We start from the raw sequence: 25,676 nt of genomic DNA, 5'->3' as shown, positions 1-25,676 counted from the left end.
GCAACCGGAAGGCAGGCGTCCATGACTCAGCAGGCCGAGGCATCCCCGCACATCCCGCTCCAGGACCGCCTCCGCCAGCTCCTCGAAGGACCCGCCGGCCGCGACCGGAGAGCCCTGCTCGGCACCCTGTGCGCCGAGGTCTCCCGGCGCGAGACCCTCGCGTACGCGGCCGGCTGGAACGACGCCCTCGCCACCGCCCGGCCCGCCCCCCGCCGGGACGCCGGAGCCTGACCGCCCGCGCCGCCCCCGACGAACGAGAAGCCCCCGCCCCCTCCGGCGGGGGCTTTTCGGCGCTTGGCCCTCCCGGGCCGGAAGCGGAGCAACCATGGCAGAAGTAACGAACGACGACCTCTCGATCCAGATCGCCGGGCTCCGGCACTACCTGCGGAAGGTGGACGGAGGCTGGCTACCCACGACCGAGTGGGTGAAGCAGCAGATGGCCCCCGTCAACAAGGTGATCGAGGACCTCAAGGGGAAGCTCGAAGAGGTCCACAAGGAGATCGTCAAGAACCCGGTGACGGAGTACTGGGAGGCCGCCGGTTTCGACGGCATCGCCGCCGGCATCGAGAAGCTGTACGAGGGCGAGGGCCTGGGCACCGCGGTCGCGTACTGGCTCTCCACCGGCGGCGGCGCCCTGGCTGCCATCATCATCGGCGGCATCGGCGTCTACCTGGCCGGCAAGCTCACCGGCATCCAGCGGAGCATCCAGCAGATCGGGGGCCCCACCCGCCGGATCCTCGCCCTCGACGAGGAGGGCAACCTCCGGCTGCAGAACCGTACGGACGTCGAGAACCGCGAGCGCCGGGTCGCCAACGGCGGCACCGGCCTCGCCGACCTCCCGCCGGGCGCCGCCGGGAACCTCGACACCCTGCACCAGGCCCTCACCCGCATCAACCCCGAACTCCTCACCTTCAACAACCGCGCCCCCGACTTCCTCCGGCAGTTCCGCAAGCTGCCGAAGCAGGCGGTGGCCACCCGGGTCACCGAGGGCCTCAAGGCGCTCTCCGGCGCCCTGCGGACCCTCAACCCCACGAAGATCGGGAAGGTCGCGTCCGCCACCGACCGCATGAAGTCCGCCCTGACCGGCTTCGAGCCGTCCCGTATCCCCTCCGGCCCCACCCTCCAGGCGTCCGCCGACGCCATGGGGAACCTCGCCCGCGAGACCGGGACCCTGCGGAGCAAGTTCCAGGAGCTCTCGCGGAGCGTCCGGAGCCTCGACGACGCCATCGGCGCGGCCACCACCGCCTGATCCCGCCCCCACCCCGAAAGGAGGCAATCCCCCATGTCCCTCATCAAGTCCCTCAAGGGCGCTTCCACCGCCCTCGGCGGTTTCAAGTCCCAGGCGTCCGGCGCCGGGACCTCGGTCAAGAAGGTCGGCGACGCCGGCCGGTCGGCCTCCGGCCAGCTCAAGACCCTCCGGACGAACGCCCAGGGCGCCGGCGGGCAGCTCAAGAACCTCAGGACCGCCTCGGACCAGGCCGAGCGCGCCATGAAGAAGGCCGGCACCACCGCCCAGTCGGCCGGCGGGAAGCTCGGGAGGTACGAGTCCGGCGCCGGCAAGGCGGCCAAGGGCCAGGACCGGCTCAACAAGTCCATGAAGGGCAACTTCCTGATCCGCCTGCTCGAACTCTTCATGCCGCTCATCGAGGCCGTCGTCGACATGGCGACGCGCTCGAAGACGATGCAGGCGGTCATGAAGAAGGCCTTCAGCGCGATCAAGAGCGTGATCGGCTCCGTCATGAAGGCCATCGGCCCGATCATGAAGAAGGCCGGATCGCTCATCAAGACGGTCTGGAACGGCATCAAGAAGGCCATCTCCACCGTCGTCAAGGCCGTCGCCACCGTCATCAAGACCTACGTGAAGATCTGGAAGACGGTCATCACCACGGTCATGAAGGCCATCAAGACGGTCATCAGCACCGTCTGGCGGGGCATCAAGGCCGTCATCTCACCGGTCGTCAACTGGATCAAGAGCGCCATCCCGAAGGCGTTCAGCGCCGTCAAGAGCAAGATGTCGTCGATCTGGAACGGCCTGAAGTCCATCGCCTCCCGCGCCTTCAACGGCATCAAGAGCGGCGTCAAGGGCCCGATCAACGCCGTCATCGGCCTCATCAACCGCATGATCGGCGCCCTCAACCGGGTCAAGGTCAGCGTCCCCGGCTGGGTCCCCGTCGTCGGCGGCAAGACCTTCGGCGTCAGCATCCCGACCATCCCGATGCTGGCCACCGGCGGCGTCGTCATGCCCCGCACCGGCGGCGTCCCCGCCATCCTCGCCGAGGCGGGCGAGGCCGAGGCCGTCCTGCCGCTCTCCAAGCTCGACCGGCTCCTCGCCCTCACCGCCCGCCGCGCCCGCCAGGCCCAGGCCCCGGCCGGCCCCACCGGCGGCGCCGGTCTGCACATCGAGCACTACCACGCGGCCCGCTCCAGCGACCCGAACGCCACCGCCGACGCCCTCATGTACCTGGTGAAGGCGCGGGGAGCCCGCGCATGAGCGCCGTGGTCCTCGCCCTGCCGGACTTCCGCGCCCTGATCCCCCGGGCCGGGGCCCTGGGCCGGGACCTCGGCGGCGCCGGCGGCGCGGTGAACGGCCTGCGGCAGGGCGTCCGGCGGGCCGCCGGGGGCGTCGACGCGGTGGCCGCCGCGCTCCGCTCCGCCGGCACCTCCGTCCGTACCCTCGGCCGGGACTCCGCCGGCACCGCCGCCCCGCTGAACCGGCTCCGCGGCTCCACCGCCCCCGCCGCCGTCCGCCGGATCGGCACCGCCGCCGGCCGGGCCCGTACCGCCGCCGGCCGGATCGGCACCACGGCCGGCGCCGTCCTCGGCCTGCTGCTGCCGCTGCTCCCCGTCGCCGAGGTGATCACCGGCCTGATGGGCACCTTCGGCACCGTCACCACCGTCGCCTCGGTCGCCATGACCGGCGTCAACGTCGCCATGCGGGCCAACCCGCTGGGCTTCCTCGTCGGCCTGATCGTGCCCGTCGCCGCCTATCTGATCGAACTCGCCGTCACCTCCGAGACCGGCCAGAAGATCATCCGCAAGGTCCTCCAGCAGGCGCTCCAGGGCGTCCGGGCCGTGTGGACCTTCCTCCAGCCGCTCCTGAAGCTCATCGGCCAGGCCGTCGCCACTTACGCCAAGGCGTACCTGACGGCCTTCACCACCGCCCTCAAGGGCCTCGCCACCCTCGTCCGCGGCGTCTCCCGGATCGGCTCCGCCGTCCGCTCCGCCACCACCGCCCTGCGCGGCATCGCCTCCCGCGCCCTCGGCGGCGTCAAGAGCGCCGTCCAGCCCGTCGTGCGCTGGATCACCGACAAGGTCCCCGGCTTCTTCCGCACCGCCAAGGACGCCGTCTCCCGGGCCCTCAAGGGCATCGGCGAACTGGTCGAGGGCGGCCTCAGCGCCGTCCTCGGCGTCGTCAAGGGGCCGGTCAACGGCCTCATCGCCTTCGCCAACTGGATCATCGACGGCCTCAACAAGCTCAGCTTCAAGATCCCGCTCACCGGCAAGAAGTTCGGCGTCGACCTCGACAAGATCCCCCTGCTCGCCGAGGGCGGCATCGTCTCGCCGCCCGAAGCGGGCTCCTACCGCATCGACGCCCTCACCGAGCTGGAACGCCGCCGCGTCCCCGCCCTCACCGAGCCGCCCCCGGCCCCGCACCGCGTCCGCGACTTCCACGAGGAGGCCGGTGCCGGACCCCGCGCCACCGCCGAGGACCTCCTCTTCCTGCTGACCGCCCACGGCGCGCCGGACCCCGCCGGAGCGCCGCTCCTCGCCACCGGCCCCTGACCGCCCGCACGCCCACCCGATAGTGAGGTGACGGCCGCCATGGCCGAGACCACGATCCCGTACGCCGGAAACTCCCTCATCGCCGACCTCGCGCCCGGCTCCCTCATCACCCAGGACGGGCAGATGCAGTGGGCCGGGCTCCTCATCGGCCCCGGCACCCCCTTCGCCGTCGACAAGTCCGGCCTGACCGGCTGGGAGGACCTCCCCGAGTACGACTCCTCCGACGCCGACCGCCCGACCTCCCACGGCGCCTGGCCCGGCTCCCGCTACGCCAAGCCCCGCAAGATCGGCGGCACCATCGTCCTCGTCCCCGAGCACGGCGACGCCCCCGGCACCGTCCGGGCGCTGCGCCAGGCCCTCGCCCTGCTCGACGAGGAGCGCTGGCTCGCCGTCCGGCTGCACGGCGAGACCCTCGCCGTCCGCGCCCGGATCGCCCAGCGGGTCGTCCCCGCCGACCAGGGCTTCGCCACCCAGGGCAGCTCCCGCGTCTCCGCCCAGTGGCTCGCCGCCGACCCCCGCCGGTACGGCGTCAACGAACAGGTGTCCACCACCACCCCGCCGCAGCCCGAGGCGGGCATCACCTGGCCGCTGACCTGGCCCCTCGACTGGGGCGAGGCCAAGTCCACCGGCGACGCCGTCGTCGAGAACACCGGCTCCGCCCCCACCCACCCGGTGATCACCTTCCGCGGCCCCTGCTCGATGCCGAGCGTCACCGAGCGGGTCAGCCGCCGCCGGCTGCGGTACGCGATCGACCTCGCCGCCGGCGACGAGCTCACCGTCGACACCCGCGCCGGCACGGTCACCCTCAACAACTCCGCCTCCCGGCTCCACACCGCGATGGCCGACTCCACCCCGGAGGAGCTGTTCGTCCTCGACCCCGGCCGCACCGACCTGTCCTTCCGCCCCGAGGACGGCACCGAGCAGTCCCTCATGACCGTCCGCTGGCGCAGCGCCGAATGGTGACGGCCGCGTGACCCCCGCCGCCGGACGGCCCCACCGGACCGCCCGGCGGCCGCGCCGCCCGCCCGCCCCCATCCCGAGGTGACCCATGACCGTACGAGCCGCCTGGCTCCAGTCCACCGGGCAGACCCGCGAGGACACCCGCCTGACCCTCGCCGCGCTCCTCACCCCCAGCGGCCAGAGCGAGGCGGAGACCCCGCTCCGCTCCCGGCCCGGCATCGTCCCCGGCGGCTTCGCGCTGACCGGCACCGCCCCCATGCAGGCCACCGTCGGCACCGGCCGCGCCGTCGTCCAGGGCAACGACACCGCCCAGGGCGCGTACCTGGTCGCCGTCACCGCCCCCGAGACCCTGACCCTCACCGACGGCGACCCGCAGTACGACCGCGTCGACCTGGTCGAACTCGCCGTCCTCGACGACACGTACGACCGCTCCGGCGCCACCGAGGCCGTCGTCCGCCTCGTCCGCGGCGAACCCTCCGCCACCCCCACCGCCCCGGCCGGCGGCCCCGGCAGCGCCCTCCCGCTCTACACGGTCCGCGTCCCCAAGGGCACCTCCGCCGGCACCGGCGGCATCGCCTGGAACTCCGGCGCGGTCACCGTCCGGCACTGGCCGGTGGTCGCCCTCGGCGGCATCATGCCGGCCAGCGGCTACAAGGGCGCCTACGCCGGCCAGTACCGCGACACCTCCGGCCTGCTCCAGCGCTGGGACGGCACCACCTGGGTCTCCTACCCGAAGGCCATCGGCGGCATCGCCCCCGCCTCCACCCCCACCGGCGCCTACGCCGGCCAGTACCGGGACACCCCCGGCGGCCTCCAGCGCTGGGACGGCACCGCCTGGCAGTACGCCGAGGGCGCCGCCACCGTGCTGCTCAGCGCCAGCCAGTGGCAGACCACCCAGCAGCAGAGCCTGGCCGGCAACACCTGGACCGTGCTCAACCTGCCCACCGTCGACGTCGACGACGCCGGCCGCTGGAACGGCACCGGATACTCCGTCACCCGCCCCGGCTGGTGGCGGATCTCCGCCCACGCCACCTTCGCCAACGACGCCCAGACCGGCATGCGCGGCGCCCGGATCCTGGTCGGCGGCACCGGACAGGCCCGGATGACCTGGCTCACCCCCGCCGGGAACGGCGCCGTCTCCGTCGGCGGCTCGGGCGTGCTCAGGCTCGCCGCCGGAGACGTCCTCCAGCTCGCCGGCTTCCACAACCACACCGCGCCGGTGAAGACCCTCGGCGGCTCCGGCTACGCCTGCTCCCTCACCGCCGAATGGCTCAGGTCCTGACCGCCGCCCCCGTCCCCCTCCCGTCCCCTCCCGAACGGAGAACCCCGTGAACCTGCGCAGCAGCTGGGCCGTCGCCACCGGCCAGACCCGCGAGGACACCCGCCTCACCCAGACCGGCATCACCACCCTCGCCAACCCCGTCCAGGTCCGCTCCGGCATCGTCCCCGGCTCCTACGACGGCCGGTACCGGCTCTCCGGCTTCTGGACCTACGGCTCCGCCCCGATGACCGCGACCGTCTCCGAGGGCCGCGCCGTCATCCAGGGCGAGATCGCCCAGGGCGCCTACCCGGTCACCCTGCCGGCCTCCGAGACCCTCACCTTCACCCCGGGCACCGCCCAGTACAACCGCATCGACATGATCGTCCTGCGGATCTACGACGGCCTCTACGACACCGAGCAGAAGTTCGACGCCGCCCTGGAGATCATCGAGGGCAAGGCCGAGCAGGTCCCGCAGCGCCCGACGCTCCCGCCCCGCTGCCTCCCCCTCTACGAGGTGCTCGTCCCGGCCGGCGCCTCCGCGGGCAACGGCGGCATCCCGTGGAACACCTCCCTCACCGACCTGCGCACCCCCGTCGTCGGCCTCGGCGGCATCCTCCCGGTCGAGGGCGCGGTCCTGCCCGGCGCCTACCCCGGCCAGTACCAGGACGCCGGCGACATCCTCCAGCGCTGGGACGGCGGCGCCTGGGTCGCGTACCCCTCGGCGCTCGGCGGCATCGTCCCGAACTCCTCCGCCTCCCTGACCGCCAGCTACACCGGCCAGTACCGCGACTCGCCGGGCGGACAGCTCCAGCGCTGGAACGGCGCCGCCTGGGCCCCGGCCGTCCCCGGCCCGTACTTCATCGACAACGGCGACTTCGGCGACACCACCTCCACCACCTACACCTCCACCCTCGCCGGGCGCACCACCAACCCGCTCACCGTCAGCTTCACCGCCCCGCCGTCGAAGGCCGTCGCCGTCGGCTTCGGCTGCCGCATGCGCTCCCGCGACGACCACTACGCCTACATGGCGCTCCGGCTCACCCAGGGCAGCACCGTCGTCAACGACCTCGACGACGACTACGCCACCATCGGCGCCAGCAGCACCTCGATCTCCGTCTCCACCACCCGCCGCCTGTCGAACCTCACCCCGGGCACGACGTACACCCTCACGGCCTACTTCCGGATCCTCGCCAACACCCTCGGCCTCAAGGCGGGCTTCGACAACACCTACATCAAGGTCGACCCGCTCCCGTAGCCCCCGGACGCCCGATCCCACCCCGAGAGAGGAACCCCCGATGCCCATCCGCACCGGCTGGGTGCTGCCCCAGGGGCAGACCCGCCAGACCACCCGCCTGACCGCCCTCGGCGCCGGCACCCCGGCCGACCAGTCCGCCTCCCGCTCCGGCATCCTCCCCGGCTCGGCCGACGGCACCTACCGGGTCAGCGGCCTGTCGCTGACCGGCAGCGGCCCCATGACCGCCACCGTCCACGCCGGGCGCGCCCTCGTCCAGGGCCTGCCCGAGCAGGGCGCGTACCCCGTCGACCTCAGCGGCGACACCGTCCTCACCTTCACCGACGGCAACCCGCTCAACCCGCGCGTCGACCTCGTCGTGCTGCGCGTGTACGACCACGACGCCGACGGCCTCGACGCGTACGGCGCCGTCCTGGAGGTCATCACCGGCCAGGCCGCCGCCACCCCCGTCGTCCCGGAGACCCCCGGCGCCTCCCTCGCCCTCTTCACCGTCCGGGTCAAGGCGGGCACCTCCGCCGGCACCGGCGGCATCGACTGGAACGCCGACCTCACCGACCTGCGCACCACCGTCGCCTCGGTCGGCGGCATCCTGCCCGTCTACAACAACGCGGGCGTGCCCGGCGCCTACCCCGGCCAGTACCAGGACGACGACGTCACCCACCACCTCCAGCGCTGGAGCGGCACCGCCTGGGTCGCCTACCCGAAGGAGATCGGCGGCGTCGCCCCGCAGAACGCCCTCTCCGTCGGCTCCTACCCCGGCCAGTACCGCGAGCACAACGGCGTCCTCCAGCGGTGGAACGGCACCTCCTGGGCCGCCTACCAGCCGCCGGTCCAGACCGAGTCCCTCAGCAGCGGCGCGGTCGCCACGACCGGCTGGTCCGTCGTCTCCTACGAGGCCCGCCGCAGCCGCGGCCTGTGCACCATGTCGGTCGTCGTCACCCGCACCGGCGCCAACATCCCCTCGGACCCCGACGGGAACATCAACGACGTCACCCTGTGCACCCTGCCCGCCGGATGGCGCCCGCCGTTCAACCTGGAGGCCGCCGTGGCCGACGGCTACGGCGACGGCTCGGCCATGATCGCCTCCAGCGGCCTGATCACCCTGCGCACCTGGTCCCCGAACGGCCTCCTCAAGGTGGAGCGCAACGTCCGCGTCAGCGCCACCTACATCCTTCCGTGAGGTCCGCCCCATGAGTCTCGACACTCCCTACCGGGCCATCTTCTGCGACCTGGTGACCGACCAGACCCTCGACATCCTGCCGCTGCGGGACGTCTCCTTCGAGGACTACATCGGCCGGGCCGGCTCGCTCTCCGGCACCGTGCCCGTCCCCGACCGGGCGATGGCCGACCGGGCCCGCCAGATCAAGCCCGGCCGCACCACCGTCTACCTGGAGCGCGGCGGCTTCCTGTGGTGGGGCGGCATCGTCTGGACCACCAACCTCCAGAGCAGCGACCGGGGCGTGGTCACCCTCGGCGTCCAGGCCGCCACCTTCGACTCGTACGCGGGCCGCCGCCGCGTCCGCACCGAGCTCAAGTACACCGAGACCGAGCAGTTCGACATCGTCCGCGGCCTCTGGGCGGAGCTCAACCGCGGCCTCGGCTCCAGCGCCGTCGACCTCGGCGACGACCTGCCGTCCGAGCCGGTGTTCCGCACCGCGTCCTGGCGGCACGGCGACGAGACCGTCTACCAGGAGGCACTCGACCAGCTCGGGGCCTACGCGGACGGGACCGAGTACCAGATCCTCGTCCACCGCGACCCCTCCGACGGACGGCGGGTCCGCCGGCTCCGGCTCGGCTCCCCCCGCATCCGCACCGGCGCCACCGACGTCGTCCTCGACCGCCCCGGCACGATCCTCTCGTACTCCCTGCCGGACGACGCCACCCGCGGCGGCACCACCTCCCTCGCCCGCGGCGCCTCCACCAACGGCAACGCCGCCGCCGAGTCCCGGCCCACCCTCTCCGGGGAGGTGAAGGCCGAGGACCTGCCGGACCTGTGGCCCCAGCTCGACCTGTCCACCGACTACAACGACATCGGCGACAAGGCCGCCCTCGACGCGCTGGCCCTGGCCGTCCTCCAGGAGGCCCAGGGCTCGGTCCTCATCCCGGAGCTCAGCATCCGGCTCTCCGACGTCGTGCCCTCGGCGCTCCTCGGCCGCACCGCCCGCGTCCGGATCACCGACGAATGGCACCCGACGGGCCTCGACTCCCGCTTCCGCATCGTCGGCGTCAAGGTCCGGCCGGCCGAACGCGGCCGCCCCGACACCGCCGAACTCGCCCTGGAGGAGGTCTGATGGCACTGCTGCCCGAGGACATCATCGACCGGCTGATCCAGATGGAGCGCCGGCTGAACGCCCTGTCCACGGCGGTCAACACCCGCCCGCCGCTCACCGAGATCGTCAACGGCTCGCTGGCCCTGAGGCGCCGGACCGACCCGCTCGACCCGTCCGTCACCGCCCTCGTCGCCCAGTTCACCACCAGCGGCCCCGACGGCACCAAGCCGGTGCTGCGGGTCCTCGACGCCTACGGCCACGAGGTCCTCTCGGACGACCTGCTGAGCGGCGGCCTGGCCCGGCCCTGGCTGCCGATGCTGCCCCCGCAGACCATGGTCACGGCCTCCTGGCCGAACACCGCCGCCACCGCCTGGACCACCATCGCCCAGTCCCAGAACCCGATCTGGCAGCCGAAGCTGCGGCTGCGGATGTTCACCCGGGTCTCCTCCGGCGCCGCCGGGCAGGTGCGGGTGCTGGCCGGCGGCGTCCCCTTCGGCCCGACCGTGGCCGCCGGGACCGTCTTCGACCACACCGCCGCCGTCACCGCCGACATGCAGGCCGACTTCGGCAAGGACCTGACCGTCGAGGTCCAGGCCCTCGTCACCAGCGCGAGCGGCACCGTCTACGCCAAGCCGGTCCTGATGCACGGCCGCCAGACCTGACCCCACCGCCCTCCCCGGAAGGAGAGCACCCCATGATCCCCGACCCCACCCAGCCCTGGGGCGTCGCCATCGACTACGCGGGCCGCGGCACCGTCACCGAGAGCGGCCACACCGTCGGCGTCCGGCTGTACGACAACACCCTCGGCGGCCCGCTGGACATCGACCCGGTCACCGGCGAGTACCCGGCCGTGTACGTGACCGCGCAGACCGTCGAGAACGGCGGGAACGGCGTCCAGCTCCGCGGCTACGGCATGACCGTCGTCCAGCCGACGCACGGCCGCCCGGTCCTGCCCGACCCGGCCGCCGTCGTCCGCGCCGTCACCGCCGCGCTGGCCGACTTCGAGACCCGCCGGGCCGCCTTCGCCGCGCTCTGCGCCGCCTGGGTCCCCGTCCCGGACCCCGGCCCCGAGCCCACGCCCGAACCCGCCCCGGACCCGGAGCCCGCGCCCGCGCCCTGAGCCCCGAGTCCCCCCGTACGCCCGCCCCGCGCCGCCGCCGGCCCGGGGCCTTCGCATGTCTGGAGGCAGACAGTTGGCCACTCCCCTGTCCGCGGACCGGCTCCTCGCCGCGCTCCGCGCCGAAGGCGTCACCGTCGTCGAGCACCCCGGCTGGCGCACCCACGACCGCGGCCGGGCCGGCGCCTGGGGCCCGGTCGCCGGCGTGATGATCCACCACACCGTGTCCAGCGGCACCGCGCACTCCGTCGAGCTGTGCTCCGACGGCTACCAGGGCCTCCCCGGCCCGCTCTGCCACGGCGTCGTCGCCAAGGACGGCACCGTCCACCTGATCAGCGCCGGCCGCGCGAACCACGCCGGCGGCGGCGACCCGTCCGTCCTGCGCGCCGTCGTCACCGAGGCGTACGGCGACCGCCCGCCGGCCCCCCGCGAGCACCAGGGCAGCGCGCACGCCGTCGACGGCAACGCCCGCTTCTACGGCTTCGAGTGCGTCAACCTCGGCGACGGCGCCGACCCCTGGCCGGCCGCCCAGCTCGACGCGATCGAGCGGGTCTCCGCCGCCCTGTGCCGCGCCCACTCCTGGGGCGCCCGCTCCGTCATCGGCCACCTGGAGTGGTCCGACTGGAAGAGCGACCCCAAGGGGTTCGGCATGCCCGGGATGCGCGACCGGATCCAGCGGCGGCTCGCCGCCGCCCCCGCCGGGAAGCCCCCGGCCGCCCGGCCGCCCGCCCCCCGCCACCAGCCCTTCCCCGGCACCTCGTTCTTCCGCGGCGCCCCCAGCTCCCCCGTCGTCACCGCGATGGGCCGCCGCCTGACGGCCGAGGGCTGCGGCCGCTACCAGGTCGGCCCCGGCCCCCGCTGGACCGAGGCCGACCGGCAGTCGTACGCCGCCTGGCAGCGCAAGCTCGGCTTCCGCGGCTCCGACGCCGACGGCTGGCCCGGCGCCACCTCGTGGAACGCCCTGAAGGTCCCGTACACGAAATGAGGAGGACCCCCATGTCGGACGCCGCGAAGCGGACCGCCCGCACCGTGCTCCAGAGCGCCGTCGGCCTCGCCGTCGCGCTCCCCGCGCTCGTGGACGCCGCCGGCCTCCCCGCCACCCTGCCCTGGGTCGCCGGCGCGCTCGCCGCCGCGGGCGCCCTCGCCCGGGTCATGGCGGTCCCCGCCGTCCAGCTCCTGCTCCCCGGCTGGCTGCGCACGGACGCGGAGGACGCCGATGGCCGAGGGTGATCCGAACGACCCGGTCGCGGTCGCCCTCGAACTCGAACGGCTCCGCGGCACCCTGGAGGCCGGCTTCGCCCGCGTCGACGGCTCGCTCGCCCTGCTCGTGCAGCGCAGCGACCAGACCGACCGGCAGCTCGCCGACCACGAGGCCCGGCTCGACGCCCTGGAGCGGGCCCGCTGGCCGCTCGCCTCCGTCGCCGCGCTGACCGCCACCGCCGGCGTGGGCCTGGCCCTCTGGGAACTGGCCGGCCGGTGAGAAACGCCGCAGGGCGGCCACCCCGTCTGCACGGGGTGACCGCCCTGCGGTCGAGCATCGCTCCTACTGGTTGTACGGACCGTAGTCGTAGTCCTCCAGCGGAACGGCCTGGCCGGAGCCGGAGCCGAAGGGCGAGTAGTCGAGGTCGTCGTAGCCGACGGACGAGTACATCGCGGCCTTGGCCTCCTCGGTGGGCTCCACCCGGATGTTGCGGTAGCGGGACAGACCCGTACCGGCCGGGATGAGCTTACCGATGATCACGTTCTCCTTGAGGCCGATGAGGCTGTCGGACTTGGCGTTGATCGCCGCGTCCGTCAGGACTCGGGTCGTCTCCTGGAAGGAGGCGGCCGACAGCCAGGACTCCGTGGCCAGCGAGGCCTTGGTGATACCCATCAGCTGCGGACGGCCGGAGGCGGGGTGACCGCCCTCGGTGACCACACGACGGTTCTCGGTCTCGAACTTCGACCGCTCGACCAGCTCGCCCGGCAGGAGCTCCGCGTCGCCGGACTCGATGATCGTCACGCGGCGCAGCATCTGCCGGATGATGATCTCGATGTGCTTGTCGTGGATCGACACGCCCTGCGAGTTGTAGACCTTCTGGACCTCGCCGACCAGGTGGACCTGGACGGCGCGCTGGCCGAGGATGCGCAGCACGTCGTGCGGGTTGGTGGCACCCACGGTGAGCTTCTGGCCCACCTCGACGTGGTCGCCCTCGCCCACGAGCAGACGGGCGCGCTTCGAGATCGGGAACGCCGTCTCGTCGCTGCCGTCGTCCGGGGTGACGACGATCTTCTTGGTCTTCTCGGTCTCCTCGATGCGGACGCGGCCGGCCGCCTCCGAGATCGGGGCGACACCCTTCGGCTGCCGGGCCTCGAAGAGCTCGACGACACGGGGCAGACCCTGGGTGATGTCGTCACCGGCCACACCACCGGTGTGGAAGGTACGCATCGTCAGCTGGGTACCGGGCTCACCGATGGACTGGGCGGCGATGATGCCGACCGCCTCACCGATGTCGACCAGCTTGCCGGTGGCCAGCGAGCGGCCGTAGCAGAAGGCACAGGTGCCGACGGCGGACTCACAGGTCAGGACCGAGCGGGTCTTGACCTCCTCGACGCCCGCGTCGACCAGCGCGTCGATGAGCACGTCGCCCAGGTCCACGTTGGCCGGCGCGACGACCTTGCCGTCGACGACGACGTCCTCGGCGAGCATCCGCGCGTACACGGAGGTCTCGACGTCCTCGGTCTTCCGCAGGACACCGGTCTCGTCCTTGGCCGCGATCCGCAGCTTCAGACCGCGCTCGGTGCCGCAGTCCTCCTCGCGGATGATCACGTCCTGCGAGACGTCCACCAGACGACGGGTCAGGTAACCCGAGTCGGCGGTACGCAGGGCGGTGTCGGCGAGACCCTTACGGGCACCGTGCGTGGAGATGAAGTACTCGAGGACGGTGAGGCCCTCGCGGAAGGACGCCTTGATGGGACGCGGGATCGTCTCGTTCTTGGCGTTCGACACCAGACCACGCATACCGGCGATCTGACGCATCTGCATCATGTTTCCTCGGGCGCCCGAGTCCACCATCATGAAGATCGGGTTGGTCCGCGGGAAGTTCGCGTTCATCGCCTCGGCGACCTCGTTGGTCGCCTTGGTCCAGATCGCGATGAGCTCCTGCGTGCGCTCCTCCTTGGTGATGAGGCCGCGCTCGTACTGCTTCTGGACCTTCTCGTCCTGCTCCTCGTAGCCCTTGACGATGGCCTTCTTGGCCTCGGGCACGACGACGTCGGAGATGGCCACGGTGACGCCCGAACGGGTCGCCCAGTGGAAGCCGGCCGCCTTCAGGTTGTCGAGCGTCGCCGCCACGATGACCTTGGGGTAGCGCTCGGCCAAGTCGTTGACGATCTCGGAGAGCTGCTTCTTGCCCACCGAGTGGTCGACGAACGGGTAGTCCTCGGGCAGCAGCTCGTTGAAGAGCGCGCGGCCCAGCGTGGTCTTCAGGCGGAACGAGTCGCCCGTCTGCCACTCGCCTGCCCCGACGTGGTCGTCCCCCTCCTCCGCGACCGGGGGAACCCAGCCGCGCGGCGGGACGGTGCCGATCGGGAAGCGGATGTCGATCTCCGACTGGAGCGCGAGCTCCCCGGCGTCGAACGCCATGATCGCCTCGGCCGTGGAGCCGAACGCGCGGCCCTCGCCCTTGGTGTCACGCAGCTCGCCGTCGGTGGTGAGGAAGAACAGACCGAGGACCATGTCCTGGGTCGGCATCGTCACCGGGCGGCCGTCGGCCGGCTTGAGGATGTTGTTCGAGGACAGCATCAGGATGCGGGCCTCGGCCTGCGCCTCCGCGGAGAGCGGCAGGTGGACGGCCATCTGGTCACCGTCGAAGTCCGCGTTGAACGCGGTGCAGACGAGCGGGTGGATCTGGATGGCCTTGCCCTCGACGAGCTGCGGCTCGAAGGCCTGGATGCCGAGGCGGTGCAGCGTGGGCGCACGGTTCAGGAGGACCGGGTGCTCGGCGATGACCTCTTCGAGCACGTCGTACACGACCGTGCGGCCGCGCTCGACCATGCGCTTCGCGCTCTTGATGTTCTGCGCGTGGTTCAGGTCGACCAGGCGCTTCATCACGAACGGCTTGAAGAGCTCGAGCGCCATGGCCTTCGGCAGACCGCACTGGTGCAGCTTGAGCTGCGGGCCGACGACGATGACGGAACGCGCGGAGTAGTCCACGCGCTTGCCGAGCAGGTTCTGACGGAAACGACCCTGCTTGCCCTTGAGCATGTCGCTCAGGGACTTCAGCGGGCGGTTGCCGGGACCGGTGACCGGGCGACCGCGACGACCGTTGTCGAAGAGGGCGTCCACGGCCTCCTGGAGCATGCGCTTCTCGTTGTTCACGATGATCTCGGGCGCGCCGAGGTCGAGAAGCCGCTTCAGGCGGTTGTTGCGGTTGATGACGCGGCGGTACAGGTCGTTCAGGTCGGAGGTCGCGAAGCGGCCGCCGTCGAGCTGCACCATCGGACGGAGGTCCGGCGGGATGACCGGCACGCAGTCGAGAACCATGCCCTTGGGGCTGTTCGCGGTCTGCAGGAAGGCGGAGACGACCTTGAGGCGCTTGAGCGCGCGGGTCTTCTTCTGGCCCTTGCCGGTGCGGATGATCTCGCGGAGCTTCTCGGCCTCTTCCTCCAGGTCGAAGGACTCCAGGCGCTTCTGCAGCGCGGCGGCGCCCATCGAGCCGTCGAAGTACGTGCCGAAGCGGTCACGCAGCTCGCGGTAGAGGAGCTCGTCGCCCTCCAGGTCCTGGACCTTGAGGTTCTTGAAGCGGGACCAGACCTCGTCCAGACGGTCGATCTCGCGCTGCGCGCGGTCGCGCAGCTGCTTCATCTCGCGCTCGGCACCCTCGCGCACCTTGCGGCGCACGTCGGCCTTGGCGCCCTCGGCCTCCAGCTCGGCCAGGTCGGACTCGAGCTTCTTGGCGCGGTTCTCCAGGTCGGAGTCGCGGCGCTGCTCGATCTGCTGGCGCTCGACGGAGACGTGGGCCTCCAGCGACGGGAGGTCGCGGGTGCGGCGCTCCTCGTCGACGAACGTGATCATGTACGCCGCGAAGTAGATGACCTTCTCCAGGTCCTTCGGGGCGAGGTCCAGCAGGTATCCGAGGCGCGACGGGACGCCCTTGAAGTACCAGATGTGGGTGACGGGGGCGGCGAGCTCGATGTGGCCCATCCGCTCACGGCGCACCTTGGCGCGGGTGACCTCGACGCCACACCGCTCGCAGATGATGCCCTTGAAGCGGACGCGCTTGTACTTGCCGCAGTAGCACTCCCAGTCCCGGGTCGGACCGAAGATCTTCTCGCAGAAGAGTCCGTCCTTCTCGGGCTTGAGCGTGCGGTAGTTGATGGTCTCCGGCTTCTTGACCTCGCCGTGGCTCCACTGACGGATGTCGTCAGCGGTGGCCAGACCGATCCGGAGCTCGTCGAAGAAGTTGACGTCGAGCACTATGCGTCAATCCCTCTCAGGGTTGTAAGGCTGTGGGGTCTGATACGGGGGTCCTGGGGCCGGCGGGCCTTGATCACTCAAGGCCCGCCGGACTCCCGTCAGACCTCTTCGACGCTGCTCGGCTCGCGCCGGGACAGGTCGATGCCGAGCTCCTCCGCTGCGCGGAAGACGTCCTCGTCGGTGTCGCGCATCTCGATGGACATGCCGTCCGAGGACAGCACCTCCACGTTGAGGCACAGGGACTGCATCTCCTTGATGAGCACCTTGAAGGACTCGGGGATGCCGGGCTCAGGGATGTTCTCGCCCTTGACGATGGCCTCGTAGACCTTCACGCGGCCGGTCACGTCGTCGGACTTGATCGTCAGCAGCTCCTGGAGGGCGTACGCGGCGCCGTAAGCCTCCAGCGCCCACACCTCCATCTCACCGAAGCGCTGGCCACCGAACTGGGCCTTACCACCCAGCGGCTGCTGGGTGATCATCGAGTACGGGCCGGTCGAACGCGCGTGGAGCTTGTCGTCGACCAGGTGGTGGAGCTTGAGGATGTACATGTACCCGACCGAGATCGGGTCCGGGAACGGCTCGCCGGAGCGGCCGTCGAACAGGCGCGCCTTGCCGGTGGGGAGCACCATGCGCTCGCCGTCGCGGTTCGGGATGGTGTGCTGGAGCAGACCGGCCAGCTCGTCCTCGCGGGCGCCGTCGAAGACCGGGGTGGCGACGTTGGTGCCGGGGGCGACCTGGTCGGCACCGATGGCCTGGAGGCGCTGCGCCCACTCGTCGGCGAGGCCGGAGACGTCCCAGCCGCGGCTGGCGAGCCAGCCGAGGTGGATCTCCAGGACCTGTCCCGGGTTCATTCGGGACGGGACGCCGAGCGGGTTGAGGATGATGTCGACCGGGGTGCCGTCCTCAAGGAAGGGCATGTCCTCGATCGGGAGGATCTTGGAGATGACGCCCTTGTTGCCGTGGCGGCCGGCGAGCTTGTCACCGTCGGTGATCTTGCGCTTCTGGGCGACGTAGACGCGGACCAGCTGGTTCACGCCGGGGGGAAGCTCGTCCCCCTCCTCGCGGTCGAAGACGCGGACGCCGATGATCTTGCCGATCTCGCCGTGCGGGACCTTCAGGGAGGTGTCGCGGACCTCGCGGGCCTTCTCGCCGAAGATCGCGCGGAGCAGGCGCTCCTCCGGGGTCAGCTCGGTCTCGCCCTTCGGGGTGACCTTGCCGACCAGGATGTCGCCGGCGACGACCTCGGCACCGATGCGGATGATGCCGCGCTCGTCGAGGTCGGCGAGGACCTCCTCGGAGACGTTCGGGATGTCCCGGGTGATCTCCTCGGGGCCGAGCTTGGTGTCACGGGCGTCGACCTCGTGCTCCTCGATGTGGATCGAGGAGAGGACGTCGTCCTGGACGAGGCGCTGCGACAGGATGATCGCGTCCTCGTAGTTGTGACCCTCCCACGGCATGAACGCGACGAGCAGGTTCTTGCCGAGGGCCATCTCGCCCTCTTCGGTCGCCGGACCGTCGGCGAGGACCTGGCCCTCGATGACCCGGTCGCCCTCGGAGACGACGACCTTCTGGTTGACCGAGGTGCCCTGGTTCGAGCGGGAGAACTTGTGCAGGCGGTACGTGATGTACGTGCCGTCGTCGTTGGTGACCGTGATGTAGTCGGCCGACAGCTCCTGGACGACACCGGCCTTCTCGGCCTTGAGCACGTCGCCGGCGTCGGTGGCGCAGCGGTACTCCATGCCGGTGCCGACGAGCGGGGCCTCCGCCTTGATGAGCGGGACGGCCTGGCGCATCATGTTCGCGCCCATGAGGGCGCGGTTGGCGTCGTCGTGCTCCAGGAAGGGGATCATCGCGGTCGCGACGGACACCATCTGGCGCGGGGAGACGTCCATGTAGTCGACGTCGACGGGCTCGACGTAGTCGACCTCGCCGCCGCGCTTGCGGACCAGGACGCGGTTCTCGGTGAAGCGCAGGTCGTCGTCGAGCGCGGCGTTGGCCTGCGCGATGACGAAGCGGTCCTCCTCGTCGGCGGTGACGTAGTCGACCTCGTCGGTGACCTGGCCGTCGACGACCTTGCGGTACGGGGTCTCGATGAAGCCGAACGCGTTGACGCGGCCGTACGAGGCGAGCGAACCGATCAGACCGATGTTCGGGCCTTCGGGGGTCTCGATCGGGCACATGCGTCCGTAGTGGGACGGGTGCACGTCTCGGACCTCGAAGCCGGCCCGCTCACGGGAGAGACCGCCGGGGCCCAGCGCGGACAGACGACGCTTGTGCGTCAGACCCGAGAGCGGGTTGTTCTGGTCCATGAACTGGGACAGCTGGCTGGTGCCGAAGAACTCCTTGATGGAGGCGACGACCGGCCGGATGTTGATCAGGGTCTGCGGCGTGATCGCCTCGACGTCCTGGGTGGTCATGCGCTCGCGCACGACGCGCTCCATGCGGGCGAGACCCGTACGGACCTGGTTCTGGATGAGCTCGCCGACGTTGCGCAGGCGGCGGTTGCCGAAGTGGTCGATGTCGTCGGTCTCGACGACGATCTCGTTGCCGTTCTCGCCGATCGTCTCGGTCTCGCCGGCGTGCAGCTTGACCAGGTACTTGATCGTGGCGATGACGTCGTCGGTGGTGAGGACACCGGCGTTCAGCGGCTCGTCGGCGCCGAGCTTCTTGTTCACCTTGTAGCGGCCGACCTTCGCGAGGTCGTAGCGCTTCGGGTTGAAGTAGAGGTTCTCCAGCAGCGTCTGAGCGGCCTCACGGGTCGGCGGCTCGCCCGGACGGAGCTTGCGGTAGATGTCGAGCAGCGCGTCGTCCTGGCCCTGGGTGTGGTCCTTCTCCAGGGTGGCGCGCATGGACTCGTACTCGCCGAACTCCTGGAGGATCTGCTCGGTGGTCCAGCCGAGGGCCTTCAGGAGGACGGTGACGGACTGCTTGCGCTTGCGGTCGATGCGGACACCGACGAGGTCGCGCTTGTCGATCTCCATCTCCAGCCAGGCACCCCGGGAGGGGATGATCTTGGCGGAGAAGATGTCCTTGTCGGACGTCTTGTCGATGGAGGAGTCGAAGTAGACGCCGGGCGAGCGGACGAGCTGCGAGACGACGACACGCTCGGTGCCGTTGATGACGAAGGTGCCCTTGTTGGTCATGAGCGGGAAGTCGCCCATGAAGACCGTCTGGGACTTGATCTCGCCGGTCTCGTTGTTCGTGAACTCGGCGGTGACGAAGAGCGGGGCGCCGTACGTGAAGTCACGGTCCTTGCACTCGTCGATGGAGTTCTTCGGCGGCTCGAAGCGGTGGTCGCGGAAGGTCAGCGACATCGACCCGGAGAAGTCCTCGATCGGGGAGATCTCCTCGAAGATCTCCTCCAGACCGGACTTCGTGGGGACGTCCTGTCCCGACTCAAGGGCAGCCTCGACGCGAGCCTTCCAGGCGGCGTTGCCGAGCAGCCAGTCAAAGCTCTCGGTCTGCAGCGCGAGGAGGTTCGGAACCTCGAGGGGCTCCTTGATCTTTGCAAAGGAGATGCGCAGCGGGGCGGTGCTGGCGCCGTTGTTCGTATGGGTCGAGGCGTTGCGCGAGGCGGCCAAGAGGGGGTCCTTCCGAGGGCTCGGACTCACTGCGCGCGTACCGGTCCCTCACGGAGCGACGGGGGCACAGCTTCCCGGAACGGTCGAAAGACCAGGTCAGGGGCGTGTGGCCCACGATGCAGATGCGAGAGTATGCCCCTGGTGACGGGCAGGAGGCAGCTAACAGGCAGCGCAAAGGGACAGTGTAGCCACTTGGCTCACTGATGTCCAGGGCGAGTCCTGCGCGACCCTCGTTGCTCTCAACTCCGTGGTACTCGCGCCGTACGGCGCACCTCGATACTGCCCACTCGGCCGTCGATCCATGCCTCGGAAACCGGATCGTTGTGACGACGCGTCCTGAGAATTGCGCGCGGCGTGCCGTTCGTCAAGGCCCCCGCCCGCGTGCGGCGCACGGCGAAGATCACCATACTCCGCTTCCCCGGGCGGCCGGGGCCGCCGCCACGCGGCTCCCGGGAACGCCGAAAGGCGACCACCCATAGGGGTGATCGCCTTTCGCACCGTGAGCGTTACACGCTCGGCGGCAGAAGAGTCACGCTGCGCGCGACGAGGTGTTACTTGACCTCGACGGAGGCGCCGGCGCCCTTGAGGGCCTCGGCGGCCTTCTCCGCGGCGTCCTTGGCGACCTTCTCGAGGACCGGCTTCGGGGTGCCGTCGACGAGGTCCTTGGCCTCCTTCAGACCCAGGGAGGTCAGCTCGCGCACGACCTTGATGACCTGGATCTTCTTCTCGCCGGCGCCGGTGAGGATGACGTCGAACTCGTCCTGCTCCTCGGCGGCCTCGGCCGGGGCGCCGGGGGCACCCGGGGCGGCAACGGCGACGGCCGCGGCGGCGGTGACGTCGAACTTCTCCTCGAACGCCTTCACGAACTCGGAGAGCTCGATGAGGGTCATCTCCTCGAACTGCGCGAGCAGGTCATCCTGAGAGAGCTTCGCCATGATGGGCGATCCTTCCACTAATTCGGCAGGTGCCGGATGTTCTGGTGAGGCGGGCGTACTGTCGGCCCGCTGTGATCCGCTCCGCCGGGACGGCGGTCCGGATCAGTGCGCGAGCCGAATTACTCGGCACCGCCCTGCTCGGCCTGCTTGGCACGGAGCGCGTCCACGGTGCGGACGAGCTTCGACGGCAGCGCCTGGAAGAGCTGAGCAGCCTGAGACTGCTTGCCCTTGAAGGCACCGGCCAGCTTGCTGAGCAGAACCTCGCGGGACTCGAGGTCCGCGAGCTTCTTGATGTCGTCGGCGGAGAGAGCCTTACCGTCAAGGACACCGGCCTTGATGATGAGGTTCGGGTTCTCCTTGGCGAAGTCACGCAGAGCCTTCGCCGACTCCACCGGGTCACCGGTGACGAAGGCGACCGCCGTCGGACCAGCGAAGTGGTCGTCCAGCGCGGTGATCCCAGCCTGGTTGGCCGCAATCTTGGTCAGCGTGTTCTTCACCACGGCGTACTGGGCGTTCTCACCGAGAGAACGACGCAGCGTCTTGAGCTGCGCGACGGTGAGACCCCGGTACTCGGTCAGCACCGCGGCGTTGGAGCTCTGGAACGCGTCCTTGAGCTCGGCCACCGATGCAGCCTTGTTGGGCGTCGGCATAGTGCGTTCGCCTCCTTCCGGGTGATGAGGACCGCTCAGAAGGGGCTGGACAAAAGAAAACGCCCCGGCGCAGGCGCACGGGGCTTAGCTCGACCTGATCGGGGTGAACCGAACCGGGAACTCTTCCACAGTCACCTGCGCGGGTCGCTCGCGTCTGTCAGCGAGTCCTTCGGCCGCCCCACCCTGACGGGCACGGCGACGACCAGCGGTCTTTGGCTTCTGTGGAAGCGTACGTGATGGTCCGGTCCCGGGGCAAATCAGCCCTGGGCGCCCGCCGAGGCACCGGCGCCGGCACCGGCCTCCTGGAGCATCTTGAAGAGGTCGACGGTCTCGGCGGCCGGCGGGGCCTGGACGGCGGACTTGGTGCCGTAGTCGCTGTAGTCCATGGTCATGTGGACGGTGGCCGCGTCCATCTTCATGCCGAGCTTCATCCGGGCCGGGTAGTTGTCCCCGTTGACCCAGATCTCCATGTCGTAGCCCTTGAGACCAGTCTTCTTCACGTTCTCGATGAGCTTGTCGTAGTCCTCCTTCGGGAGGACCTTCGCGGAGTCGTTGGTCTTGAGCATCTGCTCGAAGGTCAGCGTGCCCTTGTAGTGCTGGGTCTCCATGCCGTTGACCTTCTCCGGGCCGACGTGCTTGAGGTCCGGGGACTCCAGGAGGAGGCCGAGCTGCTGGGCCGGGTCCTGGTTCATGCTGTCCAGGTTGCCGGTCATCTGCTTCTGGAGGGCCTTGTCGCCGGAGGCCTCCGCGATGGACTTGAGGTCCATCTTCATCCAGCGCTTGCCGTCCATCTGGGCGGCCTGCTCGGCGCCCATGTCCATGTACATGGCGTTGTCCAGCATGACCACGCGCATCTGCTCGGGGGCGCCGGGGGTGCCCGCGCCGAGCATGGAGCCCTTCATGGTCACGTCCATCGTGGCGGGGGCCCAGCCCTGGACGCCGCTCATCTCGATGGTGCCGGACTCCTCGGGGGTGCCCTGGGTGGTGATGGTCGCCTTGATCTTCGCGGCCTTGGCCGCGGAGGTCTTCTCGTAGGCGGCCTTGAGGACCTGCGTGGCGTCGCCGCCCTTCTCGGCGGGCGCCGAGGCGCCCGTCTTGCCGCCCGCGGCCTTCTTGTCGCCCCTGTCGTCGTTGCAGCCGGCGAGACCGGCCACGAGAGCGGCGGCGGTCAGCGCGACGCCCGCGCGCTTCCAGGTCGTCTTGCTCATCGGTGTTCCCCACCCCTAGTTCGTCTTTGCGTTCTCTTGAACCGTATCCCAGCCCTACGACAGGAAGACGCGAATAAAGCCGCCCCCCGTTCCTCCGGAGAGGGACGGGGGGCGGCTTTCAGACCTGCTGCTGGTGAACCGGGAGGGTTCAGACCGCGGCCGGGTCCTCCTCGACGAGGAGGTTGCGGGTGCGGTTGGAGTCGACCGGAATGCCGGGGCCCATCGTGGTGCTGATGGCGGCCTTCTTGATGTAGCGACCCTTGGCGGCGGACGGCTTCAGGCGGAGGATCTCCTCCAGGGCCGCGCCGTAGTTCTCCACCAGCTGGGTGTCGTCGAAGGACACCTTGCCGATGATGAAGTGCAGGTTCGAGTGCTTGTCGACGCGGAACTCGATCTTGCCGCCCTTGATGTCGTTGACGGCCTTGGCGACATCGGGGGTGACGGTGCCGGTCTTCGGGTTCGGCATGAGGCCACGGGGACCGAGCACGCGGCCGAGGCGGCCGACCTTGCCCATGAGGTCCGGGGTGGCGACCACGGCGTCGAACTCGTTCAGGCGCTGGCCCTTGGCGATCTCGTCGATCAGCTCGTCGGAGCCGACGATGTCGGCGCCCGCGGCGACCGCGGCCTCGGCACGCTCACCGGTCGCGAAGACCAGGACCCGGGCGGTCTTGCCGGTGCCGTGCGGGAGGTTCACGGTGCCGCGGACCATCTGGTCGGCCTTGCGCGGGTCGACACCCAGGCGGAAAGCGACCTCGACGGTGCTGTCGAACTTCGTGGTGGAGGTCTCCTTGGCGAGACGGACGGCCTCGAGCGGGGCGTAGAACTTCTCCCGGTCGATCTTGGCGTCCGCAGCGCGGAGGGACTTGCTGCGCTTCACTTCTGCTCCTGTGGAAAGTGTTCGCCCTGCGGACGGAGCCGCACGGCAGGTGTGGAGTCGTGGTGCGGGCCGGCGCATGGCCCTACCACTGAGGTCACGAGGGGGGTGATCAGCCCTCGACCGTGATGCCCATGGAACGGGCGGTGCCGGCGATGATCTTCGACGCGGCGTCCAGGTCGTTCGCGTTGAGGTCGGGCATCTTGGTGGTGGCGATCTCGCGGACCTGCGCCTCGGTGATCTTGGCGACCTTGGTCTTGTGCGGCTCGCCGGAGCCCTTCTCCACACCCGCGGCCTTGAGGATCATCTTGGCGGCCGGGGGGGTCTTGGTGATGAAGGTGAAGGAGCGGTCCTCGTAGACCGTGATCTCCACCGGGATCACCCAGCCACGCTGCGACTCGGTCGCGGCGTTGTAGGCCTTGCAGAACTCCATGATGTTGACGCCGTGCTGGCCGAGCGCGGGGCCGACCGGCGGGGCCGGGTTGGCCGCACCGGCGTTGATCTGGAGCTTGATGAGCCCCGTGACCTTCTTCTTCTTGGGAGGCATTGCTCTCTCCGGGTCCTAGTGAGAGTTTTCAGCCGATCCTTCCGGTCATCCGGATGGAGGCATACCGCACAACGATAACGGGTATAGCTGCGCGTCCAAAAACCGAGCAGGTCAGAGGGGCTGTGGCAGCCCCTCTGACCTGTTCGGAAACTCGGGAGATCCCTGGGAGGGATCAGTTCTTCTGGATCTGGTCGAAGCTGAGCTCGACCGGGGTCTCGCGGCCGAAGATCTCGACGAGGCCCTTGACCTTCTTGGAGTCCGGGTTGATCTCGTTGATCGTGGCCTGGAGGGTGGCGAAGGGGCCGTCGGTGACGGTGACCGAGTCGCCGACCTCGAAGTCGAGGACCTGGACCTCCAGCCTGCGGGCCGGAGCCGGCTTGCCCTCGGCCTCGGCGGCCTCGCGGGCGGCCTTCTCCTCGGCCTCGGGGGCGAGCATCTTGACGATCTCGTCCAGGGTCAGCGGGTACGGGTCGTAGGCGTTGCCCACGAAGCCGGTGACGCCGGGGGTGTTGCGGACGACGCCCCAGGACTCGTTCGTCAGGTCCATGCGGACGAGGACGTAGCCGGGGAGCTTGTTCTGCTTGACGTTCTTCCGCTCGCCGCCCTTGATCTGGACGATCTCTTCCTCGGGCACCTCGGCCTGGTAGATGAAGTCCTCGACGTTGAGCGAGACGGCGCGCTGCTCCAGGTTGGCCTTCACGCGCTTCTCGTAGCCCGCGTAGGTGTGGATGACGTACCACTCGCCGGGCAGGGTGCGCAGCTCCTCGCGGAGCGCGGCGACCGGGTCGACCGGGGCGGCCGGCTCAGCCTCCTCCTCGGTCTCCTCGACGTCGGCCTCGGCCTCGACGTCGGCGGTCTCGTCCTCGTCGGACTCCTCCGCCTCGTCGTCCGAGTCACCCTCGGAGTCCTCGTCGGACTCGTCCGAGTCGTCCTCGTCGGCGGCCTCGGAGTCCTCGTCCTCGACGTGGAGCGCCTCGTCCTCGGCGGCGATGCCCGCCGCCGCGTCCGCAGTCTCCGCCTGGTCCTCGTCGGCGGCCTCCACGATGTCCAGCTCGTCCTCGACGGACTCGGACTCGAAGGCGTCGTTCAGGTTCGCGTCAGACACGGTGGCTGCTTCTTCCTGCGATACAGATGGGTGGAACAAAAAGTCAGCCGAAGACGTACTTGACTGCTTCCTGGAAGCCAAAGTCAATCACGGTCACGAGGCCGATCATCACGACCACGAAGACGATCACCACAGTGGTGTACGACGTCAGCTGACTGCGCGTCGGCCAGACGACCTTGCGGAGCTCCGCGATGATCTGGCGGTAGAAGAGCGCGATGCGGCCCAGCGGGCCCTTCTTTCCGCGCTTGCCGCCCTTGCGGCCCTTCTTCTTCGACTCCGGAGCCGCGTCTTCGGCATCAGGCATGTCGATGGAGCCAACGGCGTCCGTCACGATCTCTCACCTGATTCCGGGTCGTGGCCGTGCCGCGCCCGGGTGGAGCCGCACGGCGGTGCAATGAAGTACGTACATGCGCACACAACCACCTGGCGGTGTGTGTAGCAGGGCCGGAGGGACTTGAACCCCCAACCGCCGGTTTTGGAGACCGGTGCTCTACCAATTGAGCTACGACCCTTTGTGGCTTCCCCAACGTACCCCATCGGTGATGTGGTCGGTGCGGGCCAACGAGGAGTGAGTGTACGTGGTCTTGGGGCTCCGCGTCGAACAGGAGCCGCGCCGAACCTGCGGCGGCGCCGACCTCGACCGGGATTGACCGGTCCTGTCCGCTCCCTGAAACC

At 70.2% G+C, this 25,676-nt stretch carries 23 protein-coding genes and 1 tRNA gene; 14 read left to right on the top strand and 10 right to left on the bottom strand.

The genetic code is table 11. From position 1 onward, the window contains the following. Positions 1-21 precede the first annotated feature (21 nt). From IE219_RS02255 to IE219_RS02190, 14 genes are all read left to right on the top strand, one after another. On the top strand, positions 22-231 hold the full coding sequence (locus IE219_RS02255) for a hypothetical protein (protein ID WP_189974755.1): 210 nt from the start codon (positions 22-24) through the stop codon (positions 229-231). 94 nt (positions 232-325) lie between these two features. Then, positions 326-1,249 carry a hypothetical protein gene (locus IE219_RS02250; protein ID WP_189974754.1) on the top strand — a complete coding sequence of 308 codons (924 nt, stop codon included), beginning with the start codon at positions 326-328 and terminating at the stop codon, positions 1,247-1,249. Positions 1,250-1,282: 33 nt separating this feature from the next. After that, positions 1,283-2,491, top strand: a complete 1,209-nt coding sequence (locus IE219_RS02245) for a phage tail protein (RefSeq protein ID WP_189974753.1) — start codon at positions 1,283-1,285, stop codon at positions 2,489-2,491. Next, positions 2,488-3,783, top strand: a complete 1,296-nt coding sequence (locus tag IE219_RS02240; RefSeq protein WP_189974752.1) for a phage tail family protein — start codon at positions 2,488-2,490, stop codon at positions 3,781-3,783. The genes IE219_RS02245 and IE219_RS02240 overlap by 4 nt, the downstream gene beginning before the upstream one ends. 39 nt (positions 3,784-3,822) lie before the next feature. Beyond that, a complete protein-coding gene (locus IE219_RS02235; protein WP_189974751.1) occupies positions 3,823-4,746 on the top strand; it encodes a phage distal tail protein in 924 nt (307 codons plus the stop codon). An 85-nt stretch (positions 4,747-4,831) separates the two neighbouring features. Continuing rightward, a complete protein-coding gene (locus IE219_RS02230; RefSeq protein ID WP_189974750.1) occupies positions 4,832-6,025 on the top strand; it encodes a hypothetical protein in 1,194 nt (397 codons plus the stop codon). Positions 6,026-6,071: 46 nt separating this feature from the next. After that, a complete protein-coding gene (locus IE219_RS02225) occupies positions 6,072-7,259 on the top strand; it encodes a hypothetical protein (protein ID WP_189974749.1) in 1,188 nt (395 codons plus the stop codon). A 40-nt stretch (positions 7,260-7,299) separates the two neighbouring features. Further along, positions 7,300-8,436, top strand: a complete 1,137-nt coding sequence (locus IE219_RS02220; protein ID WP_189974748.1) for a hypothetical protein — start codon at positions 7,300-7,302, stop codon at positions 8,434-8,436. A gap of 10 nt (positions 8,437-8,446) precedes the next feature. After that, the gene (locus IE219_RS02215) at positions 8,447-9,547 is read left to right on the top strand and encodes a hypothetical protein (RefSeq protein WP_189974747.1); all 1,101 of its coding nucleotides are present in this window, start codon (positions 8,447-8,449) and stop codon (positions 9,545-9,547) included. Further along, positions 9,547-10,188 (top strand): hypothetical protein, encoded by a 642-nt coding sequence (locus tag IE219_RS02210; protein WP_189974746.1) that lies wholly within the window; start codon positions 9,547-9,549, stop codon positions 10,186-10,188. Before IE219_RS02215 ends, IE219_RS02210 begins: the two co-directional genes overlap by 1 nt. A 32-nt stretch (positions 10,189-10,220) precedes the next feature. Continuing rightward, positions 10,221-10,646, top strand: a complete 426-nt coding sequence (locus tag IE219_RS02205) for an ATP-binding protein (protein WP_189974745.1) — start codon at positions 10,221-10,223, stop codon at positions 10,644-10,646. A 73-nt stretch (positions 10,647-10,719) separates the two neighbouring features. Next, a complete protein-coding gene (locus IE219_RS02200) occupies positions 10,720-11,628 on the top strand; it encodes a peptidoglycan-binding protein (RefSeq protein ID WP_189974744.1) in 909 nt (302 codons plus the stop codon). Between the two features lie 11 nt (positions 11,629-11,639). Next, positions 11,640-11,873, top strand: coding sequence for a hypothetical protein (locus tag IE219_RS02195; protein ID WP_189974743.1), 234 nt, complete (start codon positions 11,640-11,642; stop codon positions 11,871-11,873). Then, positions 11,860-12,123, top strand: a complete 264-nt coding sequence (locus IE219_RS02190; RefSeq protein ID WP_189974742.1) for a hypothetical protein — start codon at positions 11,860-11,862, stop codon at positions 12,121-12,123. Before IE219_RS02195 ends, IE219_RS02190 begins: the two co-directional genes overlap by 14 nt. A 63-nt stretch (positions 12,124-12,186) precedes the next feature. Here IE219_RS02190 and IE219_RS02185 read toward each other — a convergent pair whose 3' ends face one another. The 10 genes from IE219_RS02185 to IE219_RS02140 form a co-directional block, all read right to left on the bottom strand. After that, entirely contained in the window at positions 12,187-16,101 is a 3,915-nt protein-coding gene (locus IE219_RS02185; protein WP_189974741.1) for a DNA-directed RNA polymerase subunit beta', read from the bottom strand. Positions 16,102-16,199: 98 nt separating this feature from the next. Further along, positions 16,200-19,682 carry a DNA-directed RNA polymerase subunit beta gene (gene rpoB / locus IE219_RS02180; RefSeq protein WP_189974740.1) on the bottom strand — a complete coding sequence of 1,161 codons (3,483 nt, stop codon included), beginning with the start codon at positions 19,680-19,682 and terminating at the stop codon, positions 16,200-16,202. 551 nt (positions 19,683-20,233) lie between these two features. Then, positions 20,234-20,617: a 50S ribosomal protein L7/L12 gene (rplL, locus tag IE219_RS02175; protein WP_189974739.1), complete on the bottom strand. Its 384-nt coding sequence runs from the start codon at positions 20,615-20,617 to the stop codon at positions 20,234-20,236. Between the two features lie 119 nt (positions 20,618-20,736). Continuing rightward, entirely contained in the window at positions 20,737-21,267 is a 531-nt protein-coding gene (gene rplJ, locus IE219_RS02170) for a 50S ribosomal protein L10 (RefSeq protein WP_189974738.1), read from the bottom strand. Positions 21,268-21,524: 257 nt separating this feature from the next. Beyond that, on the bottom strand, positions 21,525-22,475 hold the full coding sequence (locus IE219_RS02165) for an SCO4651 family lipoprotein (protein ID WP_189974737.1): 951 nt from the start codon (positions 22,473-22,475) through the stop codon (positions 21,525-21,527). Positions 22,476-22,623: 148 nt separating this feature from the next. Continuing rightward, a complete protein-coding gene (gene rplA / locus IE219_RS02160) occupies positions 22,624-23,352 on the bottom strand; it encodes a 50S ribosomal protein L1 (protein WP_189974736.1) in 729 nt (242 codons plus the stop codon). 109 nt (positions 23,353-23,461) lie between these two features. Next, positions 23,462-23,896, bottom strand: coding sequence for a 50S ribosomal protein L11 (gene rplK, locus IE219_RS02155; protein ID WP_030494213.1), 435 nt, complete (start codon positions 23,894-23,896; stop codon positions 23,462-23,464). 172 nt (positions 23,897-24,068) lie between these two features. Then, positions 24,069-25,001, bottom strand: coding sequence for a transcription termination/antitermination protein NusG (gene nusG / locus IE219_RS02150; protein WP_189974735.1), 933 nt, complete (start codon positions 24,999-25,001; stop codon positions 24,069-24,071). 43 nt (positions 25,002-25,044) lie between these two features. Next, positions 25,045-25,332, bottom strand: coding sequence for a preprotein translocase subunit SecE (secE, locus tag IE219_RS02145; RefSeq protein ID WP_189974734.1), 288 nt, complete (start codon positions 25,330-25,332; stop codon positions 25,045-25,047). Between the two features lie 108 nt (positions 25,333-25,440). After that, a tRNA-Trp gene (locus IE219_RS02140) sits at positions 25,441-25,513 on the bottom strand. Positions 25,514-25,676 lie beyond the last annotated feature (163 nt).

The sequence above is a fragment of the Streptomyces termitum genome, assembly GCF_014650175.1.
GTDB classification, from domain to species: domain Bacteria; phylum Actinomycetota; class Actinomycetes; order Streptomycetales; family Streptomycetaceae; genus Streptomyces; species Streptomyces termitum.
This window is presented reverse-complemented; position numbering and strand designations above follow the sequence as displayed.